This window comes from Brevibacterium moorei, assembly GCF_024580735.1.
In the GTDB taxonomy this organism is placed as follows: domain Bacteria; phylum Actinomycetota; class Actinomycetes; order Actinomycetales; family Brevibacteriaceae; genus Brevibacterium; species Brevibacterium moorei.
The window spans coordinates 1-10990 of the sequence record NZ_JANIJX010000018.1; the positions used below are offsets into that span (position 1 = coordinate 1).

Genomic DNA, 10990 nt, shown 5'->3' on the forward strand with positions numbered 1-10990 from the left:
GGGATCGGCCCGGGCATGGATGACGAGCGCGACGGCGCGAGCCTTGAGTTCGTCGGTGTATTTCACTGGCACGAGAGAATCTCCTTCTTCCAATCTCCCTGCCTCTATTATTCCCGGGGCGATTCAGCTTGATCGTGACTGACTCACAACCAGCTTGGCAAAGAGGGCACATACGCATATACGCGTATGTGTTGCAGGTTTGCGCATGCGATGCGGGGAGGCGGCCGGTCCGGGCCTCAGGCCGCTGGAATGTAGAGGTCGAAGGTGCCGTCGAGGGAGACCTCGGCTATGGGGTGCCCGGCGAGGGTGACGACGGCGCGCCGGGTGGAACCATTGTCCACGACGTGCATGTCGACCAGGCCCGGGGCGATGGGTGAGGCGACCGGTAGGTGAGTGGCCTGAATCGGGCCCGTGGTCCGGCCCGGATCGGTGGTCGAAGTGGCCAGCCCGGAAGCGCCGCGGGCCGAGGCCTGCCCGGACGCGCTGCGGACCATGAGGTTCACGGCGTGGCAGGGGCGCTCCAGCGCCAGCAGCTCCACGGGCTCGGAGCCCGAAAAGCGCACGGCCCGGCCCGGCGCCACGGCGGTCCGGCGTCCGGAGATGCTCAGGACCACCGGACCGTCGGCTGCCACGAAAGTGCGCGCTACTCCGGGCAGCGCGGAGAACGGGGCGGGCGCGAGCAATTCGGCCACGCTCAGCCGCCACTGCAGCGGGGCTGCCCCAGCCGAGGCCACGGCTGGGATAGCCGGGACCTCGGCCCTGCCAGACGCCTCGGCACGGCCTGCCCGGCCGGGCACCGGCGTACTCGGCGGGCCCGGCAGCTCGGATGATTCCGCGTAGCCGATCAACTCGGTCGTCGTGCCCGCGCCATTGGCCCAGGGTGCGCCGGCCAGCTCGGCGAAGCGGCGGGCCGGGTGGGCTCGGCCGTCGGCAATCACCGCGTGCTTCCGAAAGCACTCGCGCGGTCGTCCACGAGGTCGATCACCCGTCGGCCCCTGCACGCATTCACGAAACGGTGTTCGCTCATGAAGCGGTGCTGGCTCATGAAGCGGCGGCCGGCTCGGACACCTTGGCCTCGGAGGGCTCGGCGGTAGCCGCAGCCGGGGTGGCCACGTCCGCGGAACCCGCGGGCACCTCGGCCGCCGGATCCGCGCTCGCAGCACCTGCGGCAGCGCCGCCGAGCGTGATGGTCCGCGGCCCGCCCTGCGCATGCTGATGGTAGCCGTCGAGGAACTCCTCGAGCCGGTCCAAGGCCTCGGACAGCATTTCGACCGAGGGCAGGGTGACGAGCCGGAAGTGGTCGGGCGCGGTCCAGTTGAAGGCGGTGCCGTGGCTGACCAGGATCTTCTGCTCCTTGAGCAGGTCCAGGGCGAAGCGCTCGTCGTCGACGATGCCGAACTTCTCCACGTCCAGCTTGGGGAACAGGTAGAGCGCGCCCTCGGCGGGTTCGCAGCTGACCCCGTCGATTTCGTTGAGCCGCTTGCAGCTGAAGTCGATCTGCGCGCCCAGCCGGCCGGTCGGCAGGACCAGGGCGTCGATCGACTGATAGCCGCCCAGCGCCGTGGCGATCGCGTGCTGGGCGGGGACATTGGCGCACATCCGCATATTCGCCAGCAGTTTGATGCCCTCGATATAGCTGGTGGCCTTCCAATTGGGGCCGGTGATCGCCAGCCAGCCCGAGCGGTAGCCGGCCACCCGGTAGGCCTTGGACAGCCCGGAGAACGTCAGGCACAGGACGTCCTCCCCGGTCAGCGTGGCCATATTGGTCATCTGCGTGCCGTGGTAGGTGATCTTCTCGTAGATCTCGTCGGCGAAGATGAGCAGTTCGTGTTCGGCGGCCAGCGTCACGATCTGCCGCAGCGTTTCCTCCGAATAGACCGCACCCGTGGGGTTGTTCGGGTTGATGACGACGATGCCCTTGGTATTGGGCGTGATCTTCGCGCGGATGTCCTCGACATCGGGCATCCAGCCGTTGGACTCATCGCAGGTGTAGTGCACGGGGGTGCCGCCGGCCAGTGCGACCGAGGCCGTCCACAGTGGGTAGTCCGGCGCCGGCACGAGGATCTCATCGCCGTGGTTGCACAGGGCCTGCAGGCTCAGGGTGATGAGTTCGGAGACGCCGTTGCCGATGTAGACGTCGTCGGAGGACAGATTATGGATGCCCTTCGTCTCGTAGTACTGCACGATCGCGCGGCGCGCCGAGGGGATGCCGCGCGAATCGCTGTAGCCCTGCGCGGTGGGCAGAGCCTTGATCATGTCGACGAGGATCGCATCGGGGGCCTCGAAGCCGAAGGGTGCCGGATTGCCGATATTGAGTTTGAGGATGCGGTGGCCGGCTGCCTCCATGCTGTCCGCGGCGTCCAGGACCGGGCCGCGAATGTCGTAGAGCACATTGGCCAGCTTGTCCGACTGCTTGAACATGGGTGGGAACTCCTCGGTTGTCTGCGTGGTGGCCGCGTCCGCCGGTCGGGGTGCGGCGGCATGTCTTGCCGCCGTCCGGCCCGGCTCCGAACCGCGTCCAGTGTGACGGTCCGCGCCCCAGCCTACGCGCAACGCCGTTGCACAACCGCATTCCAAAAGGTTCGACCTGGGTGCCTTTGGCGCGCTGGCGCGGCAGCACAAAGGTTCCGGGGCCGAGGTTCCGGCCGGGACCTCGGGCGCGGACGCCGGGTGTGCTCGGGGCGGCCGGGTGCGCTTGGGGTGGCCGGGCCGGTGCCATGGCAGGCCCAAGGGCGGGCGTCCCAGGGGGACGTCCCGCGGCGGCGGGTGGGGGCGGCAGACGGAGCCGTGGGTGGGGAGGCGAGTGGAACGGCGAGTGGGAAGGCGCGCCCCGATACAATCGACTGTCGTGGACTCCCAGACGATCCTGCTCATCCTCGACCTGGCCGGCGTATTCGCCTTCGCACTGTCGGGGAACCTGCTGGCCGCCCGGCTCAATATCGACATCACCGGCGGGCTGGTGCTCGGCGCGCTGGCCGGCCTGGGCGGCGGGATCGTCCGCGACGTCATCCTCGTGACCTTCCCCGTCACCCTGGCCAATCCGCTGTACCTGATCCCGCCGGTGCTCAGCACCGTGTTCGTGTACTTCCTGGGGCAGCGCGTGCTGCCGCTGCGCACGCTCATCATCGTCTTCGACGCGCTGGGGCTGAGCCTGTTCTGCATGACCAGCGTGGTGCGGGTGCTGGACTTCGAGGTCAATGTGCCCGCCGCGATCGTGCTGGGGCTGATCACCTGCTGCGGCGGCGGCCTGTTGCGCGATGTGGTGGCCAATGAGCTGCCGGCGGTGTTCAACGGCTCCGACCTGTACATGATCCCGTCGGCGGTGGGGTGCGCGCTGACCGCGGCGGTGTGCCGGCTGGACTGGTTCAACCTGTGGACCGGGCTGATCATCGCGGCCTTTGTGTTCGCCTTCCGGATGACGGCGTGGAAGCTGCAATGGCATGTGCCATCACCCATGCGGCAATGGTCCTACCAGGGCCTGCGCACCCGCCGCCGCAGCCGCACCGACGACGTCTTCCGCGGCGGTCCCGACGGACAGTGAGCTGACGCGAGTCGCGCTGGATGTTCCACTACTTGACGAAATGTCGATTTCTGCTCGAAATCGCCGATATATCAACATTTCGGCAAGTAGTGGAACTCAGGGACGGTGTGTGGGGTGGGTCAGGGGAGGAGGGTGGCGAAGATGTCCAGGAAGCGGTCCACGTCCGGCTCGGTGATGGCCAGGGGCGGGCGCACCTTCAGCGTATTGCCCGCCTGGCCCGAGGCCGAGATCAGCACTCCGGCCTCCCGCAGTTCGTTGACCAACCGGTTCGCCGAGGCCGGGTCGGGGGCACCGGATTCGTCCAGTACGTCCAGGCCCAGGAACAGCCCCGCGTGCCGGACGGGCGCGAACCGGGGGTCCGCGCCGTAGGCTGCTCCGGCTGCAGTGGGCATTGCGCCGACTGCAGCGCCGGACGTCGCGCCTGCCGCGGGGGACTGCGCGTCCGAGGCCCCGCCCCGTTCGGCGCCGGCGCTCATGTTCAGCGTCCGGTCGGCCGTGAGCCGGCTCAGATCGTCGGCCAGTCGATCGCCCAAGCGCAGCGCGTGCGCCGGCAGGTCCTCGGAGCGGATCACCTCGAGCACCGCGCGGGCGGCCGCGATCGACACGGGATTGCCGCCGAAGGTGTTGAAGTAGCGGACGTTCTGGCCGAACTTCCGGCCGACCTCGCGCCGATGCACGACCGCCGAGATCGGCATGCCATTGCCCATCGGCTTGCCCAGCACGACGATATCGGGCACGAAGGACTCGGCCCCGGCCCCGCCCCCTGCCGAGGTTGCCGCCGCGCCGGTGCCGACAGTGCCGGCAGTGTCCGCCGCGCCCGCTGTGTCATCTGAGCCGACTTCGGCCGGATGCCGCGCGAAGCCCCACATGGTGCCGGTGCGTCCGAAGCCCGGCTGGACCTCGTCGGCGATGTAGAGGCCCCCGTAGCGGTGCGCGACGGCGGCAGCCGCCGGCAGCAACCCCAGCGGATCGGGCCGCACCCCGTCCGAGGACATGATCGAGTCGATGAGCACCGCGGCCAGTCCCGCGCCCATCTCCTGCAACCGGACGGCGGCGGACTCGACGGCCGCGGCGAAGGCGGCCGAGGCCTCGGCCGGGGAAGCCGCCGAAACCGCCGGGTCGGGCAGCTCCACGAGTTCGACGAAGGGGCTCAGCGCATTGCCGTCGCCCAGGCTCGGCGACAGTTCCGCCGAGGCGGTGGTGGTGCCGTGGTAGGCGTGCGAGGTGACGATGATGCCGCGGTTGCCCGTGTAATAGCGGGCCATGCGCACGGCCAGGTCGACGGCCTCGGAGCCGGTGCAGGCGTAGGTGACGCGGTCCAGGGCCGGCGGGAATTCGGCCAGCAGCGCCTCCGAATAGTCCACCACGGCGGGGGTGACGTAGCGCGTGTGGGTGTTGAGGGTGGACAGCTGGCGCGAGACGTATTCGGTGACCAGCGGGTGTGAGTGCCCGATGCTGGGGACGTTGTTGTACATGTCGATGTACTCGCGGCCGGCCGTGTCGTAGAGGCGCGCGCCCTGGCCCCTGACCAGCTCCACCGGGTGCTCGTAGAACAGGCGGTAGGAGTCCGACAGGACGGCATTGCGGCGGCGGATCAGTTCGGAATCTTCGGGACTGGACCCCTGGCGGAGGTTCGCTTCACGGCTCATACGCCTAGTCTGGCACGCCGGACGCGTCCTTGTGCGTCTTATGGGTGCGGGCGAGGTGGGGTGGTGTCCGCGCCGGCTGCCGCACCGGAGTCGTGCATGGGAGACTGGAGGGATGCATAGCGATGAGCAGCCGGGGCGGCCTGGACCTGAATCGGAGCAGTACCCGGTTCAGCCTCGGGAACCCGCGGCCGGCCGGCAGCCGGAACCCGTCGCCCGGGATGCGGGCACCCGTGCCGGCATCCTCGCCCCAACTATCCATCCTCGTGCCGTGGTCGCCCTGGCGATCGTCGCCGCGGCCGCGGTGCTGGGGCTGGGACTGGTGGTGCGGCTGGATCCGGGGATCGACATGGCGATCGTCATCTGGGCCAACGGTCTGCACCCGGGGTGGGTCGGGGCCTCGACGGATGCCGTCTACGGATTCCAGCGGGTCCCCGGCGCGATCGGTCTGCTGCTCGGCGCCGGGGCGCTGGCCTGGTGGGGAACGCGCTTGCCCCGGGCCGTGCTGACCTTCGTGCTGACGGTCGCCGTGACCTGGCTGCCGATCACCGGGATCAAGGAGCTGGTGGATCGGCCGCGGCCCGACCATTCCCTGTTGGCCCAGCCCTTTGCCGCGTGGCCCGCCGATCCCTCCTTCCCCAGTGGGCACACGGGGTTCGCGGTGGCGCTGGCCATGGGGGTGTGGTTCCTGGTGCGCAGGACCCGGGCCCGGCCCATCGCCGCTGTGCTGTGTGTGGCCTATCCGGCGCTCATCGTGTGCACCGTGCTCATCGTCGGCGTCCACCATCCCACCGATGTCCTGGGCTCGATCGTATGGTCGGTCGCGGTGGCCCCCGCTGTGCGCTTGGGCCTGGTTGCGGCAGGCGACCGGCTCGGTTCCGGTGATCCATCCGGTTCACGTGGTTCCGGGGGTTCATCTCGCCGGAGTTCCACTACATAGGCTCCATCGCATAACAGTTCCACTACGTGACGAAATGTTGATTTTCGGAGGTGGGAGCGCTCCCAATCGACATTTCGCTATGTAGTGGACGAAGGTCGAAGTGGAGTCGTAGTGGACGAGGGTCGGGGGTGCTCCCATAGGATTGGGGGCATGAGTCGACCGCTGCATTCCCTGACCCCAGCCGAGGTCGCCGAACTGTGCCGCGCACACTTCGGCCTGGACGTGCAGGTGGGCCGCTTCCTGGCCGGCGAGATCGCGGTCAATATCGTGGTGACCGCCTCGGGTGAGGACGTTGTCAAGAGCTATGTGCTCAAGGCCGAGTATCCCAGTCCCACGATGCCCGTCGAACACGCCGACTGGTTCTGCGCCGTGCAGGGCCTGGCGGCCCGCGCCGGCTTGCCGGTGGCCCGACAGGTGCCTGCACTGCACCCGTATTCGACCGCGGCCGGCGAGTCCTCGGGCTATCTGGCACTCGTCGCTGTGCCGCCGAGGGACGTTGCGGTGCCGCCGAAGGGCACTGCATTGAGCGACACCGCATTGCAGGACACCACGAAAGACGCCGCGGCGGAGGCCCCTGCGCCTGCGGACGCTGCGCCGCAGACCGCGCCGCTCCAGGGCGCCGTGCCCAAGGACGCCGCGCTGCCGGGCGCTACTGCGACGAGCACACAGGCGACGGGCACAACGCCGTTGGGCACAGAGGCGAACGCCGGTGGCCCCGCGGCGGTGGCCTCGGCGGACGATGGGCAGGCGGATGCCGGGCCCCGGGTGATGCTGCGCCTGCAGGAGTACCTGGCCGGCGAGGTCGCGGCCTCCGCCGAGGTCCCGGCCGACTATCCACAGCAGGTCGGCCGACTGACGGCCCGGCTGGTCGCGGCGCTGGCGCAGGCTCCGGCCGAGCCCGAACCGATCCTGCACCCGTGGTCGTTCGAGACCACCGGGCGCAATGTGCTCTCGGCTGCCGATCGGATTGCAGCGCTCGAATCCGCCGGCCTGGTCCCGGTGGACATGGGGACCCGGCTGTCCGCCGACGTCGCCCTGGCCCGGCGAGTCGCGCGTGCCTTCGAAACGCGCGTGCGGCCATTGCTGCCCGAGTTGCCGTGCCAGGTCGTGCATCAGGACGTCAACGATTTCAACATCCTGCTCGGCGCGGGCGCCGCGAGTACGATCGAGGCCACGCCCGGCGCGCTGCACATCACCGGACTGATCGACTTCGGCGACACCCGCACGGCTCCGCGCGTGGCGGAACTGGCGATCGCCGCCTCGTACACGATGCTGGGCGTGGACGATCCGCTGGCCGCCCTGCGCGCCTGCGTCTCCGCCTACGTCGCGGCCTCGGCCGGCACCCCCGCCGAACTCACGGATCGGGAACTCGAATTGGTCGAGGTGAGTGCGCTGGCCAGGCTGTGTCTCAACGCCTGCACCTGGTCCGCCCGCACGCTGGCCGCCGGCCTCGACTCGCCGGACGCCGCCTACGGCCGGGCGCGGATGGCGCGTACCTGGCCCGTGGTCAGGGCCCTGGCCGAGGCCATCGCCGGCTGAGCGTCCTCGCGTCGAGTCTCAGGGACCGGGCGGCCGGATGTCGAAGGCCGGGCTTAGCGGCGATGGTCCGGGCCAGTGGTTACAGTGGGGCCCATGAGTTCTGTCCTCCGCGTTTCCGGTACCCATGATCACTCCGTAGCTGAGGAAGGCGAGACGGCTGCAGGCGCGGCCGCCGCAAGCTCGGTCGCCGCAAACGCGGTCGCCTCAAACGCGGCCGGATCCGGTGTCTCGGCCCCCAGCCGGCGGCGCATCCTCAAGTCCGCGGCTGTGGGCGTGACGGGCGTTGCTGTGGTCGGCGGTCTGGCGGCCTGTGGTTCGGAGTCGAAGGCGCCCGAACCGCTTGAACTCCCCGAAACAGAGGTCCCCGTCGGCTCCGGCGTCGTGAAGAACAGCTGGGTGGTCGTGCAGCCGACGAAGGGCGATTTCAAGGCGTACTCGGCGATCTGCCCCCATCAGGGATGCCTGGTGCGGCAGGTGACCAAGGACGACATCACGTGTCCGTGCCACACCTCGGTGTTCTCGACCGAGGACGGATCGAAGATCGCGGGCCCGGCCAATAAGGGTCTGACGCCGGGCAAGGTGGAGAAGTCGGGGGCCACCCTCAAGATCAGCGCGAGCTGAGGCACTCGGGCCCGGCCCGTCACCGGGGCGCGCGCCGTCCCAGCCGCCTGGTCTCCTGGCCTCACGCCCTTCGCCGCGATGCGGGGCCTGGGCCGCGCGATGTGAGCGGCCGGTCGCGCAATGCGCATGTCCTGGGTCGGTGAGGCTCAGATCCTGAACCCCTTGGCCCGGAACTTCTCGATGATTCTGTACCCGCGCGGTCCCGGCAGGACATCGCTCCACTCGACGCGGATGACCACATGTCGTAGCGCGAGCCTGTCCTCGCGGCGCTTCTCCTGCTTCATCCGGGGCCCGTACTCGTTGTATTTGCTCCAGCCATCGGCCTCGATGATGAGGTTGAGGCGGGGAATGTAGAAGTCGACCCGATCGCTGAAACCCGCGAGGGCATCGTCGAAGGGGAATGCCACCTGCTGCCAGAAATCGTGGATGCCCAGGCGGTGGAGCGCCAATGCCGTGAGCGATTCCAAGGGTGACTCGGCGAGTCCGGTGGACCAACCGAGCAAGCGCCTGGCTTTGCTCATGTTCCTGCTCGCGGCATGCTCTGCGAGTTGGTTCAGGATCTGTTGCAGCCTCTCTCGCCGCTGAGCGATGTGGCGGACCAACCGGGGCGTAGCTGCCGGGACACCCGTCACCGGGGGTGGCGGATTGCTTGCAGGCTGCGCTGGACCATGGCCCGGCGGCACCAGAAGAGGGACCACCTGGCCGAACGCTTCAGGCGCCATGTCATTGGTGCGGGCCAGAGCGTCGATCATCGCAGTGTGCCGATAGGCGGGGTCGAACTGAGCGCGAGCGCCTTCGGGCCCGTGCCTTTCCACCAGGTTCGATGGAAACTGCAGATAGAGTCCGGTCCTGGTCCGGTTCGGGTATGCCGCAAGCCTGCCTGCAGTGATTTCGGAGATACCGCCTGTGTAGGCGTCTGCGGCGATGATTCCGTGCACCTCATCGCAATCCCGGAGGAGGTCCGCAGCGGTCCACAACGGATCGGTCATCAAAACGCCGGGCAACGCCGCGCAGGTGTCGTACAGGTGCTCCGCCGGAACGGATCGCTGTCGCTTCCGGAAGGTCTTGTTCGTGTAGGACGGGCGTTCGGGACGGGATACTTCGATGTGGGCGAGGTCCGGGGTCGGGAGGGGGATCCCCTGTGCTGCTGCGGCGGATCGGTGGCTGAGGTGCTCTCCGGGTGCGAGTCGGAGGGTCGATATGTGTCCCAGATGATGTGCGATTTCGCGTTGAAAAACCGTTGCGGGGGATGCGCCTGTCGCAGGCCGCCCCTCCGCCGACCGATTCCTCGGTTGATGGTCGGTGTGTCTCTGGTCGGTGCCCTGATCGGCAGCTGAACCACTGCGCTCCGGACCGGGATCCAAGAGTTCGGGCGAGTCGATCCACTGCATGAACACGGCATGTGCAGGCGTTTGGCATACGCGCACAACGGCGTATACGCCGCGATGTCTCCTCGTGGTGCAGCAACCCCGGGATGATTGAAGCAATCTATCGATAGAAATATCATTTGGTAGCGATGATCGTGAAAAGACGTTGTACATGGTCACATGGTGCTACATGTTAGACACGATTGGAAGAGGTTTGATCCTATTACATGCGGAAACCTGCAACACATACGCATATACACGTATGTGTTGCAGGTTTCCGCATGTGATGTGGAGGAGATGCGGGCGCGCCGCCGGGGGAGCGAGCTCGGGGTCGCCCCCGCTAGACTGGTGGGCGTGACTTCAGCAGGGACACCCGGGAATTCGGGGACACCAGGGACACCCAAGACCGATGCGGACCGCCCCGCGGCCACCATCTCGGTCAAGCAGTACGCCGGGACCGGTCTGTGGATGGCTATCCGCGGCGCCTTGGGCGTGATCTTCGGCTTGGCGACTGTGTTCTGGCCGCGCGAGATGCTGGGGGGTCCGACCAATCTGGGCATCCCCGTGCGCACCGCGGATCTCATCATCGCGGTCTTCCTGGTGCTGCAGGCCGTGCTGATCCTCGTCCAGGTCAAGTACAGTCCTGCGATCATCCGCACGCCCCTCCTGGGCCAGGCGATCGTCGTGGTCCCGGCCCTGGTCTTCCTGCTCCTGGCCTCGACCGCCGGCCAGCTGCGCGCGGCCGTCTGCGTATGGGCGGTGCTGCACGCCATCATCGAGCTGTGGATCTACGCGCTGCTGCGCGCCACGCCGAACGCCAACGACTATCTGATCGCCGGCTGCGTGCACCTGCTGCTGGGCATCGCACTGCTGGTGGGCTTCAGCATGCACGCGCTGAGCGTTACGGGCTTTTCGGGAGCGGCGGTCCTCATCGCCTCGATCCTCTACATCATCGGTGGGTTCACCCGCCGCTCGCGCGTGCGGACGCTGCGCGACTCCGGCCTGGGCGATGACGACGCGGCGGCCGACACGGATATCCTGGCCGCCGAGGAGCTCGTCGCCATCCAGCGCCGGGACGAGGCCGACGGCGAAGAGGGCTTCGAACCGCACGGTCGCGCCTGAACCTTCGCGCCTGCACCGTCCGTGTGGCTCTCGCGAGCCGGGTGCCCCTAGTCTGACTGCCCGCGCCTTACCATGTGGCTCTCGCAGGCGGGGTGCCCCTTGCCTAGGTGCCTGCGCCTTACCGGTGGCTCCACAACAGTTCCAGTGGCTCGATAAATCGTGAGTTGTGCTGCCACCGGTGCATGTGTGGAGCCACCGTCCGGGTGGTGCCCCC

General features: G+C 68.3%; 9 protein-coding genes. 5 read left to right on the top strand and 4 right to left on the bottom strand.

Annotated features, from left to right (window positions below):
• Positions 1-236: 236 nt before the first annotated feature.
• Together NQ034_RS11720 and NQ034_RS11725 are read right to left on the bottom strand one after the other, a co-directional pair.
• Positions 237-938, bottom strand: a complete 702-nt coding sequence (locus NQ034_RS11720) for a HutD family protein (RefSeq protein ID WP_257049036.1) — start codon at positions 936-938, stop codon at positions 237-239.
• A 103-nt stretch (positions 939-1041) separates the two neighbouring features.
• Entirely contained in the window at positions 1042-2421 is a 1380-nt protein-coding gene (locus NQ034_RS11725; protein WP_306427853.1) for a pyridoxal phosphate-dependent aminotransferase, read from the bottom strand.
• Between the two features lie 427 nt (positions 2422-2848).
• Between NQ034_RS11725 and NQ034_RS11730 the strand changes: the two genes are divergently transcribed.
• On the top strand, positions 2849-3541 hold the full coding sequence (locus tag NQ034_RS11730; protein WP_257049037.1) for a trimeric intracellular cation channel family protein: 693 nt from the start codon (positions 2849-2851) through the stop codon (positions 3539-3541).
• Positions 3542-3660: 119 nt separating this feature from the next.
• On the opposite strand, the gene NQ034_RS11735 is transcribed toward NQ034_RS11730, so the two are convergent.
• Positions 3661-5190, bottom strand: a complete 1530-nt coding sequence (locus NQ034_RS11735) for an aspartate aminotransferase family protein (RefSeq protein ID WP_257049038.1) — start codon at positions 5188-5190, stop codon at positions 3661-3663.
• 112 nt (positions 5191-5302) lie between these two features.
• Here NQ034_RS11735 and NQ034_RS11740 point away from each other — a divergent pair, with 112 nt between their 5' ends.
• The 3 genes from NQ034_RS11740 to NQ034_RS11750 all read left to right on the top strand — a co-directional run bounded on the left by NQ034_RS11740 (position 5303) and on the right by NQ034_RS11750 (position 8287).
• Positions 5303-6127, top strand: coding sequence for a phosphatase PAP2 family protein (locus NQ034_RS11740; RefSeq protein WP_257049039.1), 825 nt, complete (start codon positions 5303-5305; stop codon positions 6125-6127).
• Between the two features lie 150 nt (positions 6128-6277).
• Entirely contained in the window at positions 6278-7666 is a 1389-nt protein-coding gene (locus NQ034_RS11745) for a phosphotransferase (RefSeq protein ID WP_257049040.1), read from the top strand.
• A gap of 93 nt (positions 7667-7759) precedes the next feature.
• Positions 7760-8287, top strand: coding sequence for a QcrA and Rieske domain-containing protein (locus tag NQ034_RS11750; RefSeq protein WP_257049041.1), 528 nt, complete (start codon positions 7760-7762; stop codon positions 8285-8287).
• Between the two features lie 146 nt (positions 8288-8433).
• On the opposite strand, the gene NQ034_RS11755 is transcribed toward NQ034_RS11750, so the two are convergent.
• Positions 8434-9276: a PDDEXK family nuclease gene (locus NQ034_RS11755; protein WP_257049042.1), complete on the bottom strand. Its 843-nt coding sequence runs from the start codon at positions 9274-9276 to the stop codon at positions 8434-8436.
• 732 nt (positions 9277-10008) lie between these two features.
• On the opposite strand from NQ034_RS11755, the gene NQ034_RS11760 reads away from it, so the two are divergent.
• The gene (locus NQ034_RS11760; protein ID WP_257049043.1) at positions 10009-10776 is read left to right on the top strand and encodes a hypothetical protein; all 768 of its coding nucleotides are present in this window, start codon (positions 10009-10011) and stop codon (positions 10774-10776) included.
• Positions 10777-10990: the final 214 nt, after the last annotated feature.

Bases quoted from the DNA above. Each gene is read 5' to 3' on its own strand.
- NQ034_RS11725 (WP_306427853.1), bottom strand. From the start codon at position 2,421: ATGTTCAAGCAGTCGGACAAGCTGGCCAATGTGCTCTACGACATTCGC.
- NQ034_RS11735 (WP_257049038.1), bottom strand. From the start codon at position 5,190: ATGAGCCGTGAAGCGAACCTCCGCCAGGGGTCCAGTCCCGAAGATTCC.
- NQ034_RS11740 (WP_257049039.1), top strand. From the start codon at position 5,303: ATGCATAGCGATGAGCAGCCGGGGCGGCCTGGACCTGAATCGGAGCAG.
- NQ034_RS11745 (WP_257049040.1), top strand. From the start codon at position 6,278: ATGAGTCGACCGCTGCATTCCCTGACCCCAGCCGAGGTCGCCGAACTG.
- NQ034_RS11750 (WP_257049041.1), top strand. From the start codon at position 7,760: ATGAGTTCTGTCCTCCGCGTTTCCGGTACCCATGATCACTCCGTAGCT.
- NQ034_RS11755 (WP_257049042.1), bottom strand. From the start codon at position 9,276: ATGACCGATCCGTTGTGGACCGCTGCGGACCTCCTCCGGGATTGCGAT.